Below are 23,149 nucleotides of genomic sequence, written 5' to 3' on the forward strand. Positions count from 1 at the left end.
TGCTGCAACGTCGCACCGATGTCCGCCGTCACCGTCGTCGTCATCGACTGCACCGAGATCGGCGCATCACCACCCACGGCCACCGACCCGACCTGGATCTTCCGGCTGACCCGGCGCTCGGCGAGCTTGGCCGGCACGGACGGCATTCCTAGCGAAATCGCAGTCATCTGGTTCGTAACCCCAAGGTGTGTCGTGGCTGGAGATCAGCGGACTCCGATGTCCGAGATTACGGCACCGGTCATGTACTCAGCACACCGCGCTCCTGAAGTCCACCCAAAGGTGAACTTCAGGACATCTCGCGGCATCAGGAGATTTTCACGGGGTTCACGACGTCCGCCACCAGGACGAGCAGCGTGAAGCAGATGAAGACTCCGGCGATCACATAGGCGGCAGGCATCATCTTCGCCACATCGAACGGTCCGGGGTCGGGCCGCCGGACCAGCCGGGCGGTGTGCCGCCGGATGGCCTCCCACACCGCACCCGCGATGTGGCCGCCGTCGAGCGGCAGCAGCGGCAGCATGTTGAACAGGAACAGCGAGAGGTTGAACCCGGCGACCAGGAAGAGCATGGTCGCGATCCGCTGGGAGGGCGGGATGTCGAGGCTGGCGACCTCGCCGCCGACCCGGGCCGCGCCCACGACGCCCATCGGGGAGTCCGCCTTGCGCTCGGCGTCCCCGAAGGCCGCGTTCCACAGGTCCGGGATCTTGGAGGGCAGGGCGAGCATGGAGTCGACGCCGTCCTCGACCATGTTGCCCATACGGTCCACGGACTGCCCGAAGGACTGCCGGACCACTCCGTTGGCCGGGGTGAAGCCCAGGAAACCGGCGGTGACGAACTCGCCCTCGACATAGCCGCCGTCCCCGTCGGACTTGGCGACCTGATTCTCTATGAGGTTGGCGTGCAGGGTCTTGCGGACGCCGTCCCGCTCGACGGTGATCGTGGCGGGGCCGGTGGTCTCGCGGATGTCCTGCTGGAGGGTGCCCCAGTCCGGGGTGGGGCGGCCGTTGAAGGCCACGATCTTGTCCCGGGGCTGCAGACCGGCGGCCTTGGCCGGGGAGTCCTTGGCGCCCTTGGGGCACTTGTCGGTGGAGGCCGAGGCCGCGACCACGCACTGGGAGACCGTGCCCACACTGGTGGTCTGGGTGTTGAGGCCGAAGCTCATCATCACCCCGAGGAAGATCACCACCGCGAGGATCAGGTTCATAAAGGGCCCGGCGAACATGACGATCACGCGCTTCCACGGCTTGCGCGTATAGAACAGCCGCTTGTCGTCGCCGGGCTGGAGCTCCTCGAAGGCGGCCGACCGGGCGTCCTCGATCATGCCGCGCCACGGTGAGGTGGAGCGCGCGGTGATCTTTCCGTCGTCGCCCGGCGGGAACATCCCGATCATGCGGATGTAGCCGCCCAGCGGGACCGCCTTGATGCCGTACTCGGTCTCGCCCTTCTTCCGGGAGAAGATCGTCGGCCCGAAGCCGACCATGTACTGCGGCACCCGGATGCCGAAGAGCTTGGCCGTGGAGAGGTGGCCGAGCTCATGCCAGGCGATGGAGATCAGCAGGCCGACGGCGAACACCACTATGCCGAGGACCGTCATCAGTGTCGTCATGCGCGAGCCTCCGGGGTCGCCTTCGCCGCTCTGGCGGCCAGTTCCGTTGCGCGGGCGCGGGCCCATGTCTCGGCCTCGAGGACGTCCGCGACGGTGAGCTGGGTTCCCGCGGCGGGGGTGCCGTGCTCGGCCACCACCTCGGCGACCGTATCGACGATTCCGTTGAACGGCAGCTTTCCGCCGAGGAAGGCGTCCACGCACTCCTCGTTCGCCGCGTTGAAGACGGCCGGGGCGGTGCCGCCGAGGTCGCCGACGTGGCGGGCCAGCCCGACCGAGGGAAACGCCTCGGTGTCCAGCGGGAAGAACTCCCAGGTGTGGGCCCTGGTCCAGTCGCAGCCCGGCGCGGCGTCCGGCACCCGCTCGGGCCAGCCGAGGCCGAGCGCGATCGGCATCCGCATATCGGGCGGGCTCGCCTGGGCGAGCGTCGAGCCATCGGTGAATTCAACCATCGAGTGGATATACGACTGAGGGTGGACCACCACCTCAATCCGTTCGAAGGGAATGTCGTAGAGCAGCTGAGCCTCGATGACCTCCAGGCCCTTGTTGACGAGGGTCGCGGAGTTGATCGTGACCACGGGGCCCATGTCCCAGGTGGGATGGGCCAGCGCCTGCTCCGGGGTGACCGAGGCCAGCTCCCGCTTGGTCCGGCCGCGGAACGGGCCGCCGGAGGCGGTGACGACCAGCTTGCGGACCTCCTCGCGGGCGCCGCCGAGCAGCGCCTGGAAGAGCGCGGAGTGCTCGGAGTCGACGGGGACGATCTGCCCGGGCTTGGCCACGGCCTTGACCAGGGGGCCGCCGACGATGAGCGATTCCTTGTTGGCCAGCGCCAGCACCCGGCCCGCCTCCAGGGCGGCCAGGGTGGGCGCCAGGCCGATGGAGCCGGTGATGCCGTTGAGCACGGTGTGGCAGGGGGAGCGGGCGAGCTCGGTGGCCGCGTCGGGCCCCGCCAGGATCTCGGGAAGCCGCTCACCGGCGCCGTAGCGCGCGCTCAGCGCCTGGCGCACCTCGGCCACCGCCTCGGGCCGGGCGACCGCGACCCTGTCCACCCGCAGCCGCTGGGCCTGCTCGGCGAGGAGCCCGGCCCGCCCCCCGGCGGCGGAGAGGCCGGTCACGCGGAAGCGGTCGGGGTTGCGCAGCACCACGTCGATGGCCTGGGTGCCGATCGAGCCGGTGGAGCCCAGGATCACGATGTCGCGCGCGCTCGCCGCGGCGGTGGCCGCTGGAAGGCGCAGATGCGGGTCAGCCAGGGAATCCGTCATCCCCCCATTGTGGGGGCAAGGGGTGACGGCTCGGTGACAAGCCCCGGGATCTTGGGTGGTGGTGGATCCCGGGGGCTGGTCAGCGCGTGCTCCGGCGGCCGCTCGACGGCTCCGGCCACCGGCGGCCGCTCAGTGGATGGGGCGGTGAACGTTCTGCTCGGTGGTCGGGCCGGGGGCGGCGTCGGCGATCCAGGGGCCGTCGCCGCTGGGGTCGATCACGCCGTGTTCGAGCCATTCGTACGTCCCGGAGAGCACCCCGGAGACCACCTTGCGGTCGATCTCGTCGGTGTTGGTCCACAGCCGCTCGAAGAGCTCGTCGGCGCGGATCCTGGCCTGGCGGCAGAACGCGTCGGCCAACTGGTAGGCCGCGACGCCGTGGTCACCGCGGGAGCGCAGCATCTCGGCCCGTACGCACGCCGCGCTCATCGCGAACAGCTCCGCGCCGATGTCGACGATCCGGCCGAGGAAGCCCTGTTTGGTCTCCATCCGGCCCTGCCAGCGCGACATGGCGTAGAACGTGGAGCGGGCCAGCTTGCGCGCCGAGCGCTCCACGTAGCGCAGATGCGGTGAGAGGTCCGGGTGTCCGGCCGGGTGGAACTCGGAGTAGGCGCGGGGCAGTTGGCCGGGGCCGGTGACCAGTCCTGGCAGCCAGCGGGCGTAGAAGCCACCGGCCCTGGCGGCTGCCTTGCCCTTGTCCTGGAGGGACTTCTCGGGGTCGATGAGATCGCCCGCCACCGAAAGATGGGCGTCCACGGCCTCGCGGGCGATGAGCAGATGCATGATCTCGGTCGAGCCCTCGAAGATCCGGTTGATGCGCAGATCGCGCAGCATCTGCTCGGCGGGGACGGCCCGCTCCCCGCGGGCGGCCAGCGAGGCCGCGGTCTCATAGCCCCGGCCGCCGCGGATCTGGACCAGTTCGTCTGCCATCAGCCAGGCCATCTCGCTACCGTAGAGCTTGGCCAGCGCCGCCTCGATGCGGATGTCGTTGCGGTCCTCGTCGGCCATCTGGGAGGCGAGGTCGATGACGGCCTCCAGGGCGAAGGTGGTCGCCGCGATGAAGGAGATCTTGGCGCCGACGGCCTCGTGCTTGGCGATGGGCTTGCCCCACTGCTCACGGGCGGCGGACCATTCGCGGGCGATCTTCAGACACCACTTCCCCGCGCCCGCGCACATCGCGGGCAGCGACAGCCGTCCGGTGTTGAGCGTGGTCAGCGCGATCTTGAGACCGCCGCCCTCGGGACCGATCCGGTTGGCGGCCGGAACGCGGACCCGGTGGAAGCGGGTGACGCCGTTCTCCAGGCCGCGCAGCCCCATGAAGGCGTTGCGCTTCTCGACGGTGACGCCCTCGGCGGCGGTCTCGACGACGAAGGCGGTGATGCCGCCCTTACGGCCCTCGGAGCGCGGCACCCGGGCCATCACCACCAGCAGGTCGGCGACCACCCCGTTGGTGGTCCACAGCTTGACGCCGTCCAGCAGGTAGTCGTCGCCGTCGGGCACGGCGGTGGTCGCGAGGCGGGCCGGGTCGGAGCCCACGTCCGGCTCGGTGAGCAGGAAGGCCGAGATGTCGGTGCGGGCGCAGCGCGGCAGGAAGATGTCCTTCTGCTCCTGGGTGCCGAAGAGCTTCAGCGGCTGCGGTACGCCGATGGACTGGTGGGCGGAGAGCAGGGCGCCGATCGCCGGGCTGATGGAACCGGCCAGGGCGAGGGCCTTGTTGTAGTAGACCTGGGTGAGGCCGAGGCCCCCGTACTTGGTGTCGATCTTCATGCCGAGCGCGCCGAGCTCCTTGAGCCCCCTGACGGTCTCGTCGGGGATCTGCGCCTCGCGCTCGATGCGGGCGGGGTCGACCCGCGTCTCGCAGAACTCCCGGAGCTTGGCGAGGAAGGCCTCGCCGCGGCGGACGTCGTCCGGGGCGGGGGCGGGGTGGGGATGGATCAGATCGAGTCGGAAGCGGCCGAGGAAGAGCTCCTTGGCGAAGCTGGGCTTGTGCCATACCTGTTCGCGTGCGGCCTCGGCGACCTGGCGCGCTTCACGCTCGGACACCGGCCTGACGGAGGATGCGGTCATCGGTGCTCCCTTGCCGCGACGATCTCGTGACATTACCGGCACGTACCGCTGCCAGTGTGCATCCGGTCCGACGGGACGGCAAAGCGGAAAGTGGGAGGGAGCGGGGATCTGGGGGTCGGGAAGGATCGCCGGGGCGGCGGGCCGTACCGATACCGGTCCCGGTGCCGGTCCCGGTGCCGTAGGGCGTTACGGGTGACGGGGGGGGCGGCGGCCGCTTGCGGCTGGCCCGTCCCGGCTTCTCCGGTTGAGGGTCCGGAGCGGCCGGGGCGGGCCACGCCCCATGGCGTCTCGTTCGGGTGGGTCAGAGGTCGAGGCCGGTGAGGACCATGACCCGCTCGTAGGTGTAGTCCTCCATCGCGTACCGCACGCCCTCGCGGCCGACACCGGACCTCTTGGCGCCGCCGTACGGCATCTGGTCGGCACGGTAGGAGGGCACATCGCCGACGATCACGCCGCCGACCTCCAGTGCGCGGTGGGCGCGGAAGGCGGTCTGCACCTCACGGGTGAAGACGCCCGCCTGCAGGCCGTACTTGGAGTCGTTGACGGCCGCGAACGCCTCGTTCTCGTCCGCCACCCTGTGCAGGGTGAGCACCGGTCCGAAGACCTCCTCGCAGGAGAGGGTGACATCGGCGGGGACGTCGGCGAGCACGGTCGGGGCGTAGCTCGAGCCCTCGCGCTTGCCGCCGGTGAGCAGCTTCGCACCGGCCCGGACCGCCTCCTCCACCCAGGACTCGACGCGCTTGGCGGCGTCCTCGCTGATCAGCGGGCCGACATCGGTGGCGTCCTCGGTGGGGTCGCCGGTGGCCTGCGCCTCGACGGCCGCGACGATCTTCGGCACCAGCTCCTCGTAGACGGACGCGTCCGCGATCACCCGCTGCACGGAGATGCAGGACTGTCCGCCCTGGTAGTTGGAGAAGGTGCCGATGCGGGTGGCCGCCCAGTCGAGGTCGGCGTCGGCGGCGTAGTCCGCCAGGACGACTGCGGCCCCGTTGCCGCCGAGCTCCAGGGTGCAGTGCTTGAGCGGCACCGACTCCTTGATCGCGTAGCCGACCTTCTCCGAACCGGTGAAGGAGATGACCGGCAGCCGCTCGTCCTGGACCAGCGTGGGCATCCGGTCGTTGGGCACCGTAAGGACGCTCCAGGAGCCCGCCGGGAGCTCGGTCTCGGCCAGCAGCTCGCCGAGGACCAGCGCGGACAGCGGGGTCGCGGGCGCCGGCTTGAGGATGATCGGCGTGCCGACGGCGATCGCCGGGGCGACCTTATGGGCGCTGAGGTTCAGCGGGAAGTTGAACGGCGCGATGCCGAGGACGGTGCCGCGCGGGAAGCGGCGGGTCAGCGCGAGACGCCCGGTGCCACCGGCGTCGGTGTCCAGCCGCTGGGCGTCCCCGCTGTTGAAGCGGCGCGCCTCCTCGGCCGCGAACCGGAAGACGGACACGGCGCGGCCCACCTCGCCGCGCGCCCACTTGACCGGCTTGCCGTTCTCGTCCGAGATCAGCCGGGCGATCTCCTCGCCGCGCTCGGCGAGACGGCGCGACACCTGGTCCAGCGCGGCGGCCCGGACGTGCGCGGGGGTCGCGGCGAACTCCTCGCGCACCGCGTCGGCCGCGGCGACGGCCTCCTCGATCTGCGCATCGGTGGGAACGCTCACCACGCCGACGCGGCGGCCGTCCCAGGGCGAGGTGACTTCGAGCGTGCTCTCGCCCGTCGCCTTGCGGCCGGCGAGCCAGAACGCGTGGCTGACGGCTTCGTGTGTGTCCGGCACAGCGGATCCCGACCCTTCTGAAGTGGTGTCTCTCCTTCCACCGTAGGCGCGCCCCGGCCGCTCGGCGTTTGTCCGGGGCGTAGCAGTCGGGCGCGCGGGCGCTACGCAATGGCGTGCCGGATGGGGCGAGTACCGAGAGGAGGGGGCGGGTGCTGACTCGGGTCCGTACGGCGGCCGGGGCGGCGAGGAGTCGGTGGCTCGGGACGGCTCAGGCGGCCTAGAGCACGGGGCGGGGGCGCTCAGACGGCTCAAGGTCGCGCGGCGGGGGCTCCAGGTCGGTCGGACCGTTCAGACCGTTCAGACCGAGGTGCCGGGGGCCGTGGCCTTGAGGGCCAGCCAGAGCTCCATGCGGACGTCCGGGTCGTCCAGGGAGCGGCCCAGGATCTCCTCGACGCGGCGCATCCGGTAGCGCAGGGTGTGCCGGTGGACGCCGAGGTCGGCGGCGGCCGCGTCCCACTGGCCGTGCCGGGAGAGCCAGGCGCGCAGCGAGGCGACCAGGTCGCCCCGGCCGGTGGCGTCGTGCTCGTGCAGGGCGCGCAGCATGCCGTCGGCGAACGCCCTGACGGCGTCATCGGCGAGCAGGGGCAGTACGGAACCCGCCGCGACCTGCTCATGCTCGACCAGCGTCCGGCCGCGGCGGCGCGCCACGGACAACGCCTGCTCCGCCTGGCGGTACGCGGCCGCGGCGGCGATGGGGCCCGTGGGGGCGGACAGCCCGATGACGAGCTCGTCGCCACGGCGCGCAGCGACGACCGCGCGGGCGCGGGGGCGGGCCTTCGTACCCCGGCGGGCCTCGACGGCCTGGGCGTGCTCGGCGCAGGCCGCGACCGCCGCCCCGCCGTCCGGGGCCAGCACGATGAGCCGTTCGCCGTCGGGCACGACCAGCACCGATTCGCCGGAGCGGGCCGCGGCCTCCTCCATGGTGTCGATGAGCGTACCGAGGGGGTCGGCCGCCTCGGCTTCATCCGTGCACGAGCCCGTGCTTGTGGTCGTGGTGGCGGTTTCCGCGGAGGGCTCCGCGGGGGCCTCGTTCGCGGCGGCGGGCGCCGCGTGGGCCTGCTGCGCCGCACCGCCGGACGGCGCCTCGGCGAGCAGCATCCGGAACGGCGCGTCGAGCAGCCCGCCGTACAGCCGCCCGGCGACCGCCCGCGCATGGTCGGGCTCGCCCGCGAGGAGCATCCGCAGCACGGCGGCGCCGAGCCGCTGCTCGGCCTCCTGGAGGGCGCGGGAACGCTCGGTGGTCAGGGTCAGCAGCGCGACCGCGGAGTGCACGGCGTAGCGCTCGGCGGTGCCCAGCGGCGCGGCAGTGCCGACCGCGAGCACACCGCGCGTACGGCGCCCGGTGCCCAGCGACTGGAGCTCCACCCGGTCGGCGACGGCCGTGTCCCCGGCCGGTTCCGCGCCCGTGGCCCCGGCCGTCCCGCGGCCCCCGCCGACCACGACGCTCGCGGGGCCGGGTCGGGAGCGCAGCCGCTCGACGTCGGCGGTGAGCCGGGCGGCGCGGCGGGCGGCCCAGTCCGGGGCGGCGGCGACCACGGCGCCGGAGGCGTCGTAGAGCGCGGCCCAGCCGTCGACGTGGGCGGCGAGCCGGGCGAGCAGCGCGGCGGGGCCCTCGGCGCCGATGGCGGCGCGGGTCAGCTCGCGCTGTGCCTCGAACCCGGCCGTCACGGCCCGGTACTGGTCGGCGGCTATCGCCGCCGAGACGGCCTTGCTGATCGCGATGAACGGGGTGCGGCGGGGCACGCCGAGCAGCGGCAGCCCCTCTTCCTTGGCCGCCGTGGCGAGTGCGGGCGGCACCTCGGTGTAGTGGACGCCGAGCGCGAAGCCGAGCCCGACCACGCCCGCGCCCACCAGCCGCCGCACATAGCGGCTCATCTCCTCCGGATCGTCGGTGTCGATCTGCATCGCGGTGATCAGGAGCAGCTCGCCGCCCTCCATATAGGGCACGGGGTCGGCCAGCTCGCTGACGTGCGCCCAGCGCACGGGCGTCTCCAGCCGGTCCTCGCCCGCGAGGACGGACAGCTTGAGGCCGGGGTGGCGGACGAGTGAGGCGAGCGTGGGAGGCATGGCACCTTCGAAGCGAATGCGGCGACTTGCGACGACTTCACCGCCCCGTATGAACGGCTACTGCCGATTCTGCCTCAATGGAGGAAAACGCGGAATTGACGGTCTGAATTGGCCATGGCTGGACCCATGGGTCTAGCCATGGGTCCGGCCATGACGCCGCGGTTCCGGTTGTCCCGGTCCGGCGGCCGGTCACCCGCGCAGATCCACCAGCACCGGCGGCCCGCCCTCGCCCCTTACCGAGGTCACCGAGAGCACCGCATGCCCCGGGGGCACCGCGTGGGCCAGCTCCGAGGCGGACCAGCGCTCGCGCTCCACCGTCCGTACGGTCACCGACTGGGTGGTCACCGCCTTGCCGGTGGCGACCTTACGGATGAAGTGCAGCACCTTGGTGAGCGGTTCCTCGGCGACGATCTGCCGGTCGGTGACGTCCCGGGTCTCGACCCACTCCGTTCCCCACACCTCGGCGAACCGCGCCCCGTCCCAGGTCGTCACCCCGGCACAGGCCATCCGGCAGCCGACCGCACCGAGCAGCGCGCTGCGCAGCGACTCGGGCACGTCGTCGAGGGTGCGGAGGGTGAGCACGGCGCCCGCGTGGGCGGAGCGCAGCCGCTGGATGCCGCGCAGCGCCTCGGGGGTGATGGTGTGCGAGGCGTCGTCCAGGACCAGGCAGGCGAACAGCGAACGGTCGGCGCGGCCCACGGCGCACTCGGTGAACTGCGCCAGGACCAGCCGCGCGAGCATCCGCGACGCCTCCGCGTGGCCGCGCTCGGGCAGGTCGATACGGACCCGGAGGGGGTGTTCCAGGGCGCGGAGGGAGAACGGGCGGCGGTCGCCCGTGGTGTCGAAGAAATCGGCGAACGCGGGCCGGTCCAGCAGCGCGATCCGGTCCGCGAGCAGCGCGCCCACGTCGCCGGGCGCGCCCGACTGCCGGACCCGGGCCTCCAGTTCACGGGCCTGCGCCCGCTCCCCGGCCTCGTCCAGCGCCTCGCGCAGCGCGTTGACGGCCGTCTTGGAGCCGTCCAGCAGCTCCCGCAGGTCCGGAACGGACGGGAAACGGCCGTGGGCGGCACGGTAGGGGCCGAGCAGCTGGGCCAGCGCGGTGGCGGCGCGCCTGCTGTCCCCGCCGGGCAGTGAGGCCGCCATGTCGCCGATCAGGGCCTCGGCGAGGATGCCCGCGGCCTCGTCGGGGTCGGTGGTGCCGCCGTAGAGGTCGAGGTCGTACCCGGAGTCCGGCCTGCCGATCTTCACGACGACGTCGAACGCCTCGTCCGCCCCGAGCCCGGCCCCCGCCGCCCCGACCGCCACGACGGCGACCTCCCCGGCGAGCGCCTGCAGACACAGCGACTCCACGACGGGCCGCACCACCCGCCCCGTCTTCCCCGAACCGGGCGGCCCGACCGCCAGCAGCGAGGTGCCGAGCACCCCGGGATCGAGGGCGAGCCCGGCGCCGCGGTGCTGGTAAGGATTGCGGGGGTCCTCGGCCGCGGTGCCGAGGCGGACCTGATGGGCGAGGAGATCATGCCGCGCCGTCCGGACGGGCAGATCCCGCGCCCCGGACGGGTGGGCGTAGGAGGCGGCGCCGTGGCGCAGCACGGTGTCGGTGAACGAGGCGAGCGAATTCCTCCCCGCCCGCACGGACTGCCAGGCGCGCTCGATCCGGGCGTGGTCGACGTCACTCATCGCCCCCGCCCGCGCGTCCCCCGCCAACCGGTCGGCCGCACTGTGCCCCCCCGCGGCCCGCAGATGCGGCCACTCCACCGGATCCCCCTCCGGCCGCCCCGCTGCGGCCGCCTCGGGAGAGGGCTCATCCCAGGCCCGCCGGAAGAGCGGCGCGACGTAACGCCGCCAGACTTCGGGCCAGTGGCCGACACGACTGAAGATCGCAGCGAGGGCGGCGAGAACGATGCCGATGTAGATGCGCTGGGACCACCAGCCCGCCTGTGTGTTGCCTCCGCGCTCGTACCACGAGTCCGGGGTCAGCAAATACATCGGCCAGAGCCAATAGCCGCCCAGATACCCGCTCCAAAGCAGCGACCAGACCAGCCACCCGCACAAGGCCGAGATCAGGGCCCCGCTGAGCAGCCGCCGCCCCGGAATCCGATCCGGCTCCTCCGGCGCCTTCGGCTTGTGCTCGTACGTCCACACCCCCGGCGCCGCCTCGGCCCGCGGAGCGCGCAGCCAGGCGACGAAGGACGGGGGGGCGGCGGCCCCGGGAGCCGGGGGGACGCCAGGGGCTGCCGGGGCCGCGGTCGGCGGCATCGGCGGTGGGACGACCGGATGCCTCGCGGCTGTCCCGGGAGCGTCGACGGGCGGCCAGGCGGCTTGGGACGGGGCGGTCTCCGGAGGAGGGGCGTCCGTGCCGTTCGGACGCCATGGTCCGCCTGTCCACTGTGAGGACGCGTCCGCCGCAGGCCGGGGGGGTGTGGAGGGCTGCTCCGCTGACGCACGCGGGTACTCGGGCACGCGGTCCGGCCGCGGCTGGCCCCCTGAGGCGGCCGAGGGCGGGGATTGTGGGGGTGGGGGCGGGTTGTGGCGTGTGCTGCGTGGGTCGAACGTGCCCTCGGTGTCCATGTGCTGCCCCTTGCCCCCTGACCGGCTGTTCCTCGGCTTTCGCGCCAACGCTCAATCTAGTGTTCCCGCACGGGGAGTTCAGCGACCCGGGCGGGCCCGTCTCACTCACGGGATCCGTAAGGACACCGTCGGGCTATGGCCGTCGCGGACAAGGACACACGCGCAGTGCTCCCCAACGGAACGTGCCTCATCCCCCACCACGCCCATAGCCTGCGACTAAAACCCCTGTTCTTTCCCCTGGAGCCCGTCATGACCGAACTGTCCGGAGGCCCCGCCCTCCCCCAGGAGCGTCGCGTCGTCACCGCCATTCCCGGCCCGAAGTCGCAGGAGCTGCTCGCCCGTAAGAACGCGGCGGTCGCCGGTGGGGTGGGGAGTGTGCTGCCGGTCTTCACCGTGCGCGCGGGCGGCGGTGTGATCGAGGACGTGGACGGCAACTCGCTGATCGACTTCGGTTCCGGTATCGCCGTGACCTCCGTCGGCTCCTCCGCGGAAGCCGTCGTGCGCCGGGCGTCCGCGCAGCTGGCGGACTTCACCCACACCTGTTTCATGGTCACGCCGTACGAGGGCTATGTGGAGGTCTGCGAGGAGCTGGCGCGGCTCACGCCCGGCGACCACGCGAAGAAGTCGGCGCTGTTCAACTCGGGCGCCGAGGCGGTGGAGAACGCGGTGAAGATCGCCCGTTCGTACACCAAGCGCCAGGCGGTCGTCGTCTTCGACCACGGCTACCACGGCCGGACCAACCTCACCATGGCGCTCACCGCCAAGAACATGCCGTACAAGCAGGGCTTCGGCCCGTTCGCGCCCGAGGTCTACCGCGTTCCGCTCGCCTACCCCTACCGCTGGCCGACCGGCCGGGAGAACTGCGCCGAGGAGGCCGCGGCCCAGGCCATCGACATGATCAGCAAGCAGATCGGGGCGGAGAACGTGGCCGCGATCATCATCGAGCCGGTCCTCGGCGAGGGCGGCTTCATCGAGCCCGCCAAGGGCTTCCTGCCCAGGATCGCGGAGTTCGCCGCGTCCCACGGCATCGTCTTCGTCGCGGACGAGATCCAGTCCGGCTTCTGCCGTACCGGCCAGTGGTTCGCCTGTGAGGACGAGGGCATCGTCCCCGACCTGATCACCACCGCCAAGGGCATCGCGGGCGGTCTGCCGCTGGCCGCCGTCACCGGCCGCGCGGAGATCATGGACGCGGCGCACTCCGGCGGGCTCGGCGGCACCTACGGCGGAAACCCGGTGGCGTGCGCCGCGGCGCTCGGCGCGATCGAGACGATGCGCGAGCTGGACCTCAACGCCAAGGCCAAGCGCATCGAGGAGGTCATGAAGGGCCGCCTCGCCGCGCTGCGGGAGAAGTACGACATCATCGGCGACCTCCGCGGCCGCGGCGCCATGATCGCCATCGAACTCGTGAGGTCCGGCACCAAGGACCCCGACCCCGAGGCCACGGCCGCCGTCGCCAAGGCGTGCCACTCGGCCGGGCTGCTCGTGCTGACCTGCGGAACCTACGGCAATGTGCTGCGTTTCCTGCCGCCGCTGGTGATCGGCGAGGACCTTCTGAACGAGGGTCTGGACGTCCTCGAGAGCTCCTTCGCCGAGCTGTGACTGTGAGTGATCGATGGGTGGCGTGAAGAAGATGTGCGGGGCCGATGACAGGTGGGTGATCGGCCTGTCGGGCGGGGCTTCGCTGCCGTACGGTCATTGCAGATGAGAGAAACACCCCGCTCGCAGGGGACTGCGGGCGATGCCGAGCCGGTGCTTCCCCAGCCCCGACCCGGCTGTGCCCTCGCGCACACCACTGGAGCCTTCGGCTCCGGATCTCCTCACCGATCGGACGGCCGCCCGCCCCAAACCCCCCGGGGCGCGCGGCACACCGATCGCCACGGCGGCCCCGGAACCACCCCCCCTGTTCCGGGGCCGCCGACTGTTCGCTCCCCTTCCGCGCCCCGGGCGCCACTGCCCGCGGTCCTCATGCCCCCCGTCGCACTGATCGCGCTGCTCGCACTGCTCGCGCTGTGCACCTGGCAGATCGCCGCCCACGGCCCCCTGCGCGGCTACGACGAACGGCTCGGCCGCGCGATCGCCGGTTCTGCGCTCCCCTCCCCGGTCGCCGGGTTCCTCGCCGATCTCGGCGATACGGCGGTCGCGGTCCCCGTACTCGCCGTCGCCCTCGGCTGGACGGCGTGGTGCGCCCGGCGCGCGGGCGAGCCGCGCTGGTGGCTGCCGCCGCTGACCGCCGCGGCAGCGATGGCGGCGGTTCCGGCGCTGGTGGTTCCGTTCAAGGCGCTGGTCGACCGCCCCGGCCCGCCAGGACCGCTGGCGGGCGAGAGCGGATTCTTCCCCTCCGGCCACGCCGCCACGGCCGCCGTCGCCTACGGCGCGACGGCGCTGCTCCTCCGTCCCCTTCTGCGCCCGGAACTTCGGCGGCCCCTCCTGATGGGCGTCGCCGTGCTGAACCTCGCCGTGGCCGCCGGGCTGGTACGACGCGGCTACCACTGGCCGCTGGACACCGTCGCGAGCTGGTGTCTGTCCGGTCTCCTGCTGTGGACGGTGCTCAGGGTCGGCCGATCGAGCGATGACGGCCAGGAGCGCCGACCGAGCGCCCCGGGTGACGGGTGACCACGGCGCGGGCCTCCTCCGCCCTCAGCTGTCGAACCCCAGCCCCACCTTGTCCATGGCCTTCAGCCACAGATTGCGGCGCCCGCCGTTCTCGTCAGCCCGGGTCATGGACCACTGGGTGATGCCGATCCCCGCCCAGCGCACCGGCTCCGGCGGGAAGGGCAGGGGCTTGCTGCGGACCATCTCCAGGCGGGTGCGCTCGGTGCGCTCACCGGCGAGCAGGTCGAGCATCACCTCGGCGCCGAACCGGGTCGCCCCGACGCCCAGGCCCGTATAGCCGAGCGCGTACACCACCCTCCCCCCGTGCGCGCTGCCGAAGAACGCGGAGAAGCGCGAGCAGGTGTCGATGGCGCCGCCCCAGGCGTGGCTGAAACCCACCCCCTCCAGCTGCGGGAAGCAGCGGAAGAAGTGCTGGGCGAGGGTGCGGTAGGTGGCGGGGTGGTGATCGTATTCGGCCCGCACCCGCCCGCCGTAGCGGTAGATGATGTCGTAGCCGCCCCACAGGATGCGCCGGTCGGCGGTGAGCCGGAAGTAGTGGAAGTGGTTGGCGGTGTCGCTGAGTCCCTGCCTGCCCCGCCAGCCGATCGCGTCCAGCCGCTCCTGGTCAAGCGGCTCGGTCATCAGCGCGTGGTCGTAGACCGGGGCGATGTACGGGCGGACGCGGCGCACCAGCGAGGGGAAGGCGTTGGTGGCGAGCGCCACCTGACGGGCGCGCACCCGGCCGTAGGGGGTGCGGACGGCCATCCCCGCCCCGGTGCTCACCAGCCGTTCGGCCGGGGTGTGTTCGTAGATCCGTACGCCCAGTTGGGCGCAGGCCCGCGCCAGGCCCCAGGCGAGCTTGGCGGGGTGCAGCATGGCCACGCCGCGGCGGTCCCACAGCCCGGCGAGGAAGGTGGGCGAGTCGACCTCGGCGCGCACCGCGTCGCGGTCGAGGAACTCCTGCTCGCCGACGCCGAGTTCGACCGCCAGCCGGGCGACCTCGCGCAACTCCGCGACCTGGTACGGCTCGGTGGCCACATCGATCTCGCCGGTGCGCTCGAAGTCGCAGTCGATGCCGTAGCGCTCGACGGCGGACTCGATGGCGTCGAGGTTGCGGTGGCCGAGCCGTTCGAGTTCGGCCAGTTCGTCGGGCCAGCGGGCGGCGCCGTTGCCGAGGCCGTGGGTGAGGGAGGCGGCGCAGAAGCCGCCGTTGCGCCCGGAGGCGGCCCAGCCGATCTCCTGGCCCTCGACCAGGACCACCTCGCGGTCGGGGTCGCGCTCCTTGGCGATCAGGGCGGTCCACAGTCCGCTGTAGCCGCCGCCGACGACGAGCAGATCGCACCGCTCCTCCCCGACGAGCGCGGGGCGGGGGCCGGGCCTGCCGGGGTCGTCCAGCCAGTACGGCCGGTACGCGGCCCCGGCCAGGGCCTTCCAAGCGGACTGGGTGGGGGCGTCGTCGCCCCCGGACGAGCGGGTCATGGCGTCCGTGGCCATGGTTCTCAGCTCCTCTTGCGGCGGGCGCCGGCCAGTTGGCCGACGAGGACGCACAGGACCGCGACGGCGAACATGGCCGTTCCGATCACATTGATCTGTACGGGTGTGCCACGCTGTGCGGATCCCCAGACGAACATGGGGAAGGTCACGGTCGAACCGGCGTTGAAGTTGGTGATGATGAAGTCGTCGAAGGAGAGCGCGAAGGACAGCAGCGCGCCCGCGGCGATCCCCGGCGCCGCGATCGGCAGCGTGACGCGCAGGAACGTCTGCGCCGGGGAGGCGTAGAGGTCCTGGGCGGCCTGCTCAAGCCGGGGGTCCATGGACATCACCCGCGCCTTGACGGCCGTCACCACGAAGCTCAGGCAGAACATGATGTGGGCGATGAGGATCGTCCAGAAGCCGAAGTCCACGCCCATGTTGAGGAAGAGGGTGGCCAGCGAGGCGGCCATCACGACCTCGGGCATCGCCATCGGCAGGAAGATCAGGCTGTTCACCGCGGGACGGGCCCGGAAGCGGTAGCGGGCCAGCGCGAAGGAGATCATCGTGCCGAGGACGGTCGCGCCGATCGTCGCCCATATCGCGATCTCCAGACTGAGCGAGAGCGAGCCGCACAGGTCGGCGACGCCGCACGGATCGGTCCAGGCGTCGGTGGAGAACCGCTGCCATTCGTAGTTGAACCGGCCGTTGGGCTTGTTGAAGGAGAAGACCAGGACGACGACGTTGGGCAGGATCAGATACGCGAGGGTGCCGAGCCCCGCGATGACCACCAGGTTCCGCCGTATCCAGCGCGTCAGGGCCGTCACACCAGGTCCTCCGTCCCGGACTTGCGGATGTAGACGGTGACCATCGTGAGGATGGCCGCCATGAGGATGAAGGACAGCGCCGCCGCCGTCGGATAGTCCAGCACCCGCAGGAACTGGGACTGGATGACATTGCCGATCATCTTCTGGTCGGTGGAGCCCAGCAGTTCGGCGTTGATGTAGTCGCCCGCGGCGGGGATGAAGGTGAGCAGCGTGCCCGCGACGACGCCCGGCATGGACAGCGGGAAGGTCACCCTGCGGAAGATGGTGAGGGGGCGGGCGTAGAGGTCCCCGGCGGCCTCGTGCAACCGCGGATCGATGCGCTCCAGGGAGGTGTAGAGCGGAAGGACCATGAAGGGCAGGAAGTTGTAGGTCAGTCCGCAGACCACCGCGAGCGGCGTGGCCAGCACCCGCTGCCCCTCGGTGATCCCCAGATAGCTGGTGACGTCCAGGAGGTGCAGCGAGTTGAGCGCGCCCACCACCGGTCCGCTGTCGGCCAGGATGGTCTTCCAGGCGAGGGTGCGGATCAGGAAGCTGGTGAAGAACGGCGCGATGACCAGGATCATCACCAGATTGCGCCAGCGGCCCGCCCGGAAGGCGATGAGGTACGCGAGCGGATAGCCGAGCAGCAGACACAGCACGGTGGCGGTCGCGGCGTAGAGCACCGAGCGCAGGAAGTGCGGGTAGTACTCGGTGAGGGCGTCCCAGTAGGTCTGGACGTGCCAGGTGACCTTGAAGCCCTCTTCGAGGGAGCCGGTCTGGACGGAGGTCGACGCCTGGTAGATCAGCGGCGCGGCGAAGAAGATCAGCAGCCAGAGGATGCCGGGGAGCAGCAGCCAGTAGGGCACCAACCGCTTGCGGACGGCGGGCTTGATCAGGGGCGCCTTCTTTTCGCCCTCGGGCGCGGGCGGGGCCGCCTCAGGAGTCGCGGTGGCCGTCATGGGGCCTCCTCGTCCAGCTCCGTACCGGCGTCGATGTCCTGGGTCGCGTCGAGGCCGAAGGTGTGGGCGGGGTTCCAGTGAAGTACCACCTCGGCGCCGGGGACGAGCCGCGCGTCGCGCTCGATGTTCTGCTCGTAGACGGTGATCTCGGGGCAGTCCGGGGTGGTGATGAGGTATTGGGTGGAGACGCCGATGAAGCTGGAGTCGACGATCCGCCCGCTGATCCGGTTGCGCCCCTCGGGGACGGTCCCCGCGTCCTCGGCATAGGCCAGGGTGATCTTCTCGGGACGCACCCCCACCAGCAGCTTCCCACCCGTGCGAACGGGGGCGCTACATCGTTCGGCGGGCAGGGCGAGCTTGCCCCCGGCGGCGGTGAGGACGAGGTCGCCGCCGTTCTTGTCGGTGATCTCGGCCTCGATGAGGTTGGAGGTGCCGAGGAAGTTGGCGACGAAGGTGGTGCCGGGGTTCTCGTAGAGCTCGGCGGGGGCGCCGCGCTGCTCGACCCGGCCGCCGTTCATCACCGCGACCGTGTCGGCCATGGTCATGGCCTCCTCCTGGTCGTGGGTGACATGGATGAAGGTGATGCCGACCTCGGTCTGGATGCGCTTGAGCTCCAGCTGCATCTGGCGGCGCAGCTTGAGGTCCAGCGCGCCCAGCGGCTCGTCGAGCAGCAGCACCCTGGGGTGGTTGATCAGTGCGCGGGCCACGGCGACGCGCTGCTGCTGGCCGCCGGAGAGCTGCTGCGGTTTGCGGCGGGCGAAGTCGCCGAGCTGGACCAGTTCCAGCATCTCCTCGACCTGCTTCTTCACCGATTTGACGCCGCGCCGGCGCAGCCCGAAGGCGACGTTCTCGAAGATGTCGAGGTGCGGGAAGAGGGCGTAGCTCTGGAAGACGGTGTTGACGGGCCGTTTGTGGGGCGGCAGGACGGTGATGTCCTCACCGGCCAGCTCGACGGTCCCGGTGGTGGGGTCCTCCAGGCCCGCGATCATGCGCAGGGTGGTGGTCTTGCCGCAGCCGGAGGGGCCGAGCAGGGCGAAGAAGGAGCCGGCGGGTATCTGCAGATCGAGCGGGTGGACGGCGGTGAAGGACCCGTAGGTCTTGCTGATCCGGTCGAGCCGGACGTCGCCGCCGGAGGTGGGCTGGGTCATGGCGGTGCGCTTCCTCGCTTGTCAGGCGCCGGTGAGCTTGGCGAACTTGTCCTCGAACGCCGTCTCTTCCTTGCTGGAGAGCGAGCGGAACGAGTGGGACTTGGCGGCCATCTCCTCGTCCGGGAGGATCAGCGGATTGTCCGCCAGCGCCTTGTCGAGCTTCGCGAGTTCCTCGCGCACCCCGTCGACCGGGCAGACGTAGTTGATGTAGGCGGCGATCTTCGCGGCGACCTTGGGCTCGTAGAAGTAGTCGATGAGCCGTTCGGCGTTCTTCTTGTGGCGCGCCTTGTTGGGGACCAGGAGGTTGTCCGTGGCCGTCATGTAGCCGGCGTCGGGGATGGCGAACTCGATCTCCGGGTTGTCCGACTGGAGCTGGATCAGGTCCCCGGCCCAGGCCATGCAGGCGGCGATGTCGCCCTTGGTGAGGTCGCCGGTGTAGTCATTGCCGGTGAAGCGGCGGACCTGGCCCCGGTCGGACGCCTTCTGGAGGCGGGCGATCGCGGCGTCGTAGTCGTCGGCGGTGACCGTCTCTGGCTTCTTGCCCATGTCCAGGAGGGTCAGCCCGACGGTGTCGCGCATCTCGGTCAGCAGCCCGACCCGGCCCTTGAGCTTGGGGTCCTCCAGCAGCTGGGTGACCGAGGTGACCTTACGGCCGCCGGTGGCCTTCTTGTTGTACGCGATGACGGCGGGGATGCCGGTCCACGGGTAGGAGTGGGCGCGGCCGGGGTCCCAGTCCGGAGTGCGGAAGGGCTTCGCCAGGTTGGTGAAGGCGTGGGGCAGCTGGGCGGGGTCCAGCGGCTGGATCCAGCCGAGCCGGATCATCCGGGCGGCCAGCCAGTCGGTGACGCAGATGAGGTCGCGGCCGGTGTCCTGGCCCGCCGCGAGCTGCGGCTTGATCTTGCCGAAGAACTCGACGTTGTCGTTGATGTCCTCGGTGTACTTGACCTTGATGCCGGTACGGCGCTGGAACGCGTCCAGGGTCGGATGGCGGCCGCCCTTGCCGACGTCCATGTACTCGGTCCAGTTGGAGAAGGCGACCCGCTTCTCCTCGGCCGAGTGGTCGTCGGAGGCGTTGTCCGCCTCGGTGCGCCCCGCGGGCGGGATACCGCAGCCGCCGAGCGCCCCGAGCCCGCCGACGGCGACCGCCCCGGCGCCTCCCGCACGCAGCAGGGAACGGCGGGTGAGCGCCATGCGGCCGCTGGTCATGGAGCGCCGCGCCGCGGCGATCTGCGGTGGGGACAGGCTCTCGGGCTGGTGCCGTGCTTCCATAAGCTGTGCCTTTCGAGGGTGTCGGCCGGTAGCGGCCGGCCGAGGCCACGCGGAGGTGGCCGCACATTCAGGTCTGTCGGTCCCCGAAGACCGTGCGGTGCCAGTCCTTGCGGACCACCGCGGTGTTATCGGACATCACATGTTTGACCTGCGTGTACTCCTCGAAGGAGTACGCCGACATGTCCTTGCCGAAGCCGGATGCGCGCACACCGCCGTGCGGCATCTCGCTGATGATCGGGATGTGGTCGTTGATCCAGACGCAGCCGGCCCGGATCTCGCGGGAGGCGCGGCCCGTACGGTACACATCGCGGCTCCAGGCGGAGGCGGCGAGACCGTAAGGGGTGTCGTTGGCGAGCGCGATGCCCTCGTCGTCGCCGTCGAAGGGGAGGACGACCAGGACCGGGCCGAAGATCTCGGACTGGACGACCTCGCTGTCCTGGGGGGCGCCGGTGATGAGGGTGGGCCGGTAGTAGGCGCCCTTGGCGAGGTCGCCGCCCGGGGCCTCGCCGCCGGTGACGACGGTGGCGTAGCCGCGGGCCCGCTCCACGAAGCCCGCCACGCGGTCGCGCTGGGCGTGGGAGATCAGCGGGCCGAGGTCGGTGTGGGGGTCGAAGGGATCGCCGAGCCTCACGGTCGCCATGAGATCGGCGACCGCGGAGACGAACGCGTCGTACAGCGGGCGCTGTACGTACGCCCGGGTGGCCGCGGTGCAGTCCTGCCCGGTGTTGATCAGCGCACCGGCGACGGCGCCGTGCGCGGCGGCCTCCAGGTCCGCGTCGTCGAAGACGACGAAGGGCGCCTTGCCGCCGAGTTCGAGGTGGATCCGCTTGACGGTGGCGGTGGCGAGTTCCGCGACCCGCCTGCCGACCGCCGTGGAGCCGGTGAAGGAGGTCATCGCCACGCCGGGGTGGGAGACCAGGCGCTCGCCCGCCTCGGGGCCGGTGCCGCTCACCACGTTGACGACGCCGTCCGGGAGGCCCGCATCGGTGGCCGCCTGGGCGAACATCAGCGAGGTCAGGGGCGTCAGCTCGGCGGGCTTCAGCACGATGGTGTTGCCCGCCGCGATGGCCGGGAGCACCTTCCACGCCGCCATCTGGAGGGGGTAGTTCCAGGGAGCGATGGAGCCGACGACGCCCATGGGCTCGCGGCGGATGTACGAGGTGTGGTCGCCGCTGTACTCAGCGGCGGCCTTGCCCTCCAGCTGGCGGGCGGCGCCCGCGAAGAAGGCGGTGTTGTCGATGGAGCCGGGCACATCGAACTCGGTGCTGAGTTTGATGGGCTTGCCGCACTGCAGCGACTCGGCGCGGGCGAGGTCGTCCGCCCGCTCGGTGAGCGCCGCGGCGAAGCGGTGCATCGCGTCGGACCGCTCGCCGGGGGTGGCGCCCGCCCACTCGGGGAAGGCGGCCTCGGCGGCGGCCACGGCGGCGTCGACATCGGCCGCACCGGCGAGCCGGTAGCTGAACACCTGCTCGCCGGTGGCCGGGTCGACGACCGCGTGGGTGCCCTCGGAGCCGCCCTCGCCCAGACGGCCCGCGATGTACTGGGCACCGTCGGCGAATCGCTCCGTCACGTCGAACCGCTGATCCATCGCGCTCTCCTCCGCCGGTCCGCCCATAGGGGCACGGCGTAGCTACAACCGGAATTGATGGCCGATCCTGACAGAGCGGCAGCGCTTCAACAAGGGATTCCGTTGTTGCTTTTTGGTTTCGCGACGGATTCAGTGATCAGAGTGGGTCCCGCGTCACCGTTTCCGAGCCGGACCCGGGTCCGGCTCGACGAATTGAGCAGCCGCCGTCCAGACACCGCGTCCGAACGCCAGAAGCCACGTCCGGACGCTAGAAGACGGAGTCGATCGCGGCGTCCAGCGCCGCGAGGTAGATCGCCGTGAGCACCATGCCGACGATGCCGCAGACCAGACCGGCCGTGCCCATGCCATTGCTCTGCTGCATCGGCATCCCGGCCGCCCCCGGGTAGAGGGGCGGCGCGGCGGGGTGTCCGGCCCCGGGGTCCTGCGGCTACTGGGCCGGGGGCTGAGCCGGCGGCGGGGGCGCGGCGCAGGGATCGGCCTGTGGGTCGTACGGCCCCTGCTCTGGACCGGGTGTGTTGCCGGACATCGTCGGTCTCCCCTCCTGGCTAACCCTCCTGGTTAACGTCCGGCAATGTTATGGGCAGGACTCATCCCTGGACAGCTCGATTGCCCAGGTCGGCGGGGTTGTCAGTGGCGGGTGCGAGAATCCTGGGCATGAAGACGAACGGGGCGGGAGATTCGGTTTCGGCGGAAGGGAGTCCCCCGGTTTCGGTGGACGGGGGCCCTCGGTCGGTCGAGGAGCTGGTCGAGCGGGTGGCGCGCGGTGAGCGCCTGAAATACGTGTGGTTCTGGGGGCATCGGCCCAGGCCGGACGGAAGCGCGGGGCACGGGTGCTTCAGCCAGTGGTGGCCGTCGCCGTTCACCGTGGACGGGGTCACCTACGCGACGGCCGAGCACTGGATGATGGCGGGCAAGGCGCGGCTGTTCGGCGATGGGGAGGCGGAGCGCCGGGCGCTCGACGCCTCCCACCCCAAGCAGGCCAAGGACGCGGGCCGTGCGGTGCGCGGCTTCGACGAGGAGACCTGGCGGCGCCATCGCTTCGGGCTCGTGATCGAGGGCAGTGTGCACAAGTTCCGCGGCCACCCCGAGCTGCGCGACTATCTGCTGGGCACCGGGTCGCGGGTGCTGGTGGAGGCCAGCCCGGTGGACCGGGTGTGGGGCATCGGGCTGGCGGCGGACGACGAGCGGGCGGCGGACCCGGCCCGCTGGCGCGGGCTCAATCTGCTGGGGTTCGCGCTGATGGAGGCGCGTCAGCGGCTGATATCGGCGAGCGCGGGCGGGGACACCGCCGGGGCCGAGACCGTGGCGTAACCCGGGTCGTCATCGCTGCCCGAGTCGTCGTCCTCGGTGGCTATATAGACGAAGATCATGACGACGCTCGCCACCACGGCGACCACCCCGAGGATCACCCCGGCCAGCGCGGAGCCACCGTTGGTCGCCTCGCCGCTGGCCGCCCTGGAGCGGCCGAGCGCCCCGAAGACGATCGCGAGCACACCGAGGACGATGCCGAGCACGATGCTCGCGAAGAGCACCAGGCCGATGATGCCGAGCACCAGGGCGGCCGTGCCATGGCCGTTGTTCGGCACATACGCCCCGCCCGGCCAGCCCTGGCCGTACGCCCCTCCGGGGTAGGCGGCACCGGGATAGCCCTGGCCGGGATAGCCCTGGCCCTGCGTCCCGCCGTACGGGAACTGCTCGTACGGCACCTGCTGCCCGTACCCGGGCTGGGCGTACCCACTCTGGCCGTATTCGCCCTGGCCATATCCGCCCTGGCCATATCCGCCCTGGCCATATCCGTTCGGCTGGCCGTATCCGCCCGGCGCGTAGCCCGCGGGGCCGTACGGCCCTGCCGGGTAGGCGCTGGGCGTGCCCGGGCCGGTCGGCGCGGGCGGCGGCGGGGGCACCGCGCCCGGCGGGGTCCCCGGGCCCTGCGGCCGCGCGCCCGGCGGGGGCGGTGGAGGGGGCGGGGGCGTCGGGCCCGGCATGGC

The 23,149-nt window shown here is 71.7% G+C and carries 17 protein-coding genes; 3 read left to right on the forward strand and 14 right to left on the reverse strand.

The genetic code is table 11. The features are described from left to right. From VT50_RS38845 to VT50_RS35540, 7 genes are all read right to left on the reverse strand, one after another. Positions 1-167 (reverse strand): flavodoxin-dependent (E)-4-hydroxy-3-methylbut-2-enyl-diphosphate synthase (locus tag VT50_RS38845; protein ID WP_338058381.1); only part of this gene is annotated, 167 nt, incomplete at its 3' end. Positions 168-304: 137 nt separating this feature from the next. Further along, the gene (locus VT50_RS35515) at positions 305-1,606 is read right to left on the reverse strand and encodes a M50 family metallopeptidase (protein WP_079343953.1); all 1,302 of its coding nucleotides are present in this window, start codon (positions 1,604-1,606) and stop codon (positions 305-307) included. Beyond that, positions 1,603-2,865 carry a 1-deoxy-D-xylulose-5-phosphate reductoisomerase gene (gene dxr, locus VT50_RS35520; protein WP_079343954.1) on the reverse strand — a complete coding sequence of 421 codons (1,263 nt, stop codon included), beginning with the start codon at positions 2,863-2,865 and terminating at the stop codon, positions 1,603-1,605. Before dxr ends, VT50_RS35515 begins: the two co-directional genes overlap by 4 nt. Positions 2,866-2,994: 129 nt before the next feature. Next, positions 2,995-4,929: an acyl-CoA dehydrogenase family protein gene (locus tag VT50_RS35525; RefSeq protein ID WP_079343955.1), complete on the reverse strand. Its 1,935-nt coding sequence runs from the start codon at positions 4,927-4,929 to the stop codon at positions 2,995-2,997. Positions 4,930-5,230: 301 nt separating this feature from the next. Then, positions 5,231-6,691 (reverse strand): aldehyde dehydrogenase family protein, encoded by a 1,461-nt coding sequence (locus VT50_RS35530; protein WP_079343956.1) that lies wholly within the window; start codon positions 6,689-6,691, stop codon positions 5,231-5,233. Positions 6,692-6,988: 297 nt separating this feature from the next. Next, positions 6,989-8,758 carry a PucR family transcriptional regulator gene (locus VT50_RS35535; protein ID WP_079343957.1) on the reverse strand — a complete coding sequence of 590 codons (1,770 nt, stop codon included), beginning with the start codon at positions 8,756-8,758 and terminating at the stop codon, positions 6,989-6,991. Positions 8,759-8,947: 189 nt separating this feature from the next. Continuing rightward, entirely contained in the window at positions 8,948-11,017 is a 2,070-nt protein-coding gene (locus tag VT50_RS35540) for a type IV secretory system conjugative DNA transfer family protein (protein ID WP_079343958.1), read from the reverse strand. A 561-nt stretch (positions 11,018-11,578) separates the two neighbouring features. Here VT50_RS35540 and gabT point away from each other — a divergent pair. Continuing rightward, positions 11,579-12,928: a 4-aminobutyrate--2-oxoglutarate transaminase gene (gabT, locus tag VT50_RS35545; RefSeq protein ID WP_079343959.1), complete on the forward strand. Its 1,350-nt coding sequence runs from the start codon at positions 11,579-11,581 to the stop codon at positions 12,926-12,928. A gap of 366 nt (positions 12,929-13,294) precedes the next feature. Then, positions 13,295-13,942 (forward strand): phosphatase PAP2 family protein, encoded by a 648-nt coding sequence (locus VT50_RS35550; RefSeq protein ID WP_046089616.1) that lies wholly within the window; start codon positions 13,295-13,297, stop codon positions 13,940-13,942. A gap of 24 nt (positions 13,943-13,966) precedes the next feature. Here the strand turns inward: VT50_RS35550 and VT50_RS35555 are convergent, their stop codons facing one another. From VT50_RS35555 to VT50_RS35580, 6 genes are all read right to left on the reverse strand, one after another. Further along, positions 13,967-15,415 (reverse strand): NAD(P)/FAD-dependent oxidoreductase, encoded by a 1,449-nt coding sequence (locus tag VT50_RS35555; RefSeq protein ID WP_078840942.1) that lies wholly within the window; start codon positions 15,413-15,415, stop codon positions 13,967-13,969. 5 nt (positions 15,416-15,420) lie between these two features. Next, positions 15,421-16,218 (reverse strand): ABC transporter permease, encoded by a 798-nt coding sequence (locus VT50_RS35560; protein WP_046089615.1) that lies wholly within the window; start codon positions 16,216-16,218, stop codon positions 15,421-15,423. Beyond that, a complete protein-coding gene (locus VT50_RS35565; protein WP_046089614.1) occupies positions 16,215-17,156 on the reverse strand; it encodes an ABC transporter permease in 942 nt (313 codons plus the stop codon). The genes VT50_RS35560 and VT50_RS35565 overlap by 4 nt, the downstream gene beginning before the upstream one ends. Continuing rightward, entirely contained in the window at positions 17,153-18,304 is a 1,152-nt protein-coding gene (locus VT50_RS35570; protein WP_046089613.1) for an ABC transporter ATP-binding protein, read from the reverse strand. The genes VT50_RS35565 and VT50_RS35570 overlap by 4 nt, the downstream gene beginning before the upstream one ends. 21 nt (positions 18,305-18,325) lie before the next feature. Then, a complete protein-coding gene (locus tag VT50_RS35575) occupies positions 18,326-19,573 on the reverse strand; it encodes a polyamine ABC transporter substrate-binding protein (protein WP_046089612.1) in 1,248 nt (415 codons plus the stop codon). Positions 19,574-19,640: 67 nt separating this feature from the next. Next, complete coding sequence (locus VT50_RS35580) at positions 19,641-21,161, reverse strand: gamma-aminobutyraldehyde dehydrogenase (RefSeq protein WP_107424957.1); 1,521 nt, start codon at positions 21,159-21,161, stop codon at positions 19,641-19,643. 654 nt (positions 21,162-21,815) lie between these two features. Between VT50_RS35580 and VT50_RS35590 the strand changes: the two genes are divergently transcribed. Beyond that, entirely contained in the window at positions 21,816-22,472 is a 657-nt protein-coding gene (locus VT50_RS35590) for an NADAR family protein (RefSeq protein ID WP_078840941.1), read from the forward strand. On the opposite strand, the gene VT50_RS35595 is transcribed toward VT50_RS35590, so the two are convergent. Next, positions 22,412-23,149: DUF4190 domain-containing protein (locus VT50_RS35595; RefSeq protein WP_206269540.1), on the reverse strand; the 738-nt coding region annotated here is incomplete at its 5' end. The two genes, VT50_RS35590 and VT50_RS35595, sit on opposite strands and share 61 nt — an antisense overlap.

This window comes from Streptomyces antioxidans (assembly GCF_000968685.2).
Lineage (GTDB): Bacteria > Actinomycetota > Actinomycetes > Streptomycetales > Streptomycetaceae > Streptomyces > Streptomyces antioxidans.

What these genes read in the sequence shown, in the direction of transcription:
- VT50_RS35515 (WP_079343953.1), bottom strand. Translation starts at nt 1,606, where the DNA reads ATGACGACACTGATGACGGTCCTCGGCATAGTGGTGTTCGCCGTCGGC.
- VT50_RS35540 (WP_079343958.1), bottom strand. Translation starts at nt 11,017, where the DNA reads ATGCCGCCGACCGCGGCCCCGGCAGCCCCTGGCGTCCCCCCGGCTCCC.
- VT50_RS35535 (WP_079343957.1), bottom strand. Translation starts at nt 8,758, where the DNA reads ATGCCTCCCACGCTCGCCTCACTCGTCCGCCACCCCGGCCTCAAGCTG.
- VT50_RS35570 (WP_046089613.1), bottom strand. Translation starts at nt 18,304, where the DNA reads ATGACCCAGCCCACCTCCGGCGGCGACGTCCGGCTCGACCGGATCAGC.
- VT50_RS35590 (WP_078840941.1), top strand. Translation starts at nt 21,816, where the DNA reads ATGAAGACGAACGGGGCGGGAGATTCGGTTTCGGCGGAAGGGAGTCCC.
- gabT (WP_079343959.1), top strand. Translation starts at nt 11,579, where the DNA reads ATGACCGAACTGTCCGGAGGCCCCGCCCTCCCCCAGGAGCGTCGCGTC.
- VT50_RS35525 (WP_079343955.1), bottom strand. Translation starts at nt 4,929, where the DNA reads ATGACCGCATCCTCCGTCAGGCCGGTGTCCGAGCGTGAAGCGCGCCAG.
- dxr (WP_079343954.1), bottom strand. Translation starts at nt 2,865, where the DNA reads ATGACGGATTCCCTGGCTGACCCGCATCTGCGCCTTCCAGCGGCCACC.
- VT50_RS35555 (WP_078840942.1), bottom strand. Translation starts at nt 15,415, where the DNA reads ATGGCCACGGACGCCATGACCCGCTCGTCCGGGGGCGACGACGCCCCC.
- VT50_RS35565 (WP_046089614.1), bottom strand. Translation starts at nt 17,156, where the DNA reads ATGACGGCCACCGCGACTCCTGAGGCGGCCCCGCCCGCGCCCGAGGGC.
- VT50_RS35580 (WP_107424957.1), bottom strand. Translation starts at nt 21,161, where the DNA reads ATGGATCAGCGGTTCGACGTGACGGAGCGATTCGCCGACGGTGCCCAG.
- VT50_RS35550 (WP_046089616.1), top strand. Translation starts at nt 13,295, where the DNA reads ATGCCCCCCGTCGCACTGATCGCGCTGCTCGCACTGCTCGCGCTGTGC.
- VT50_RS35575 (WP_046089612.1), bottom strand. Translation starts at nt 19,573, where the DNA reads ATGGAAGCACGGCACCAGCCCGAGAGCCTGTCCCCACCGCAGATCGCC.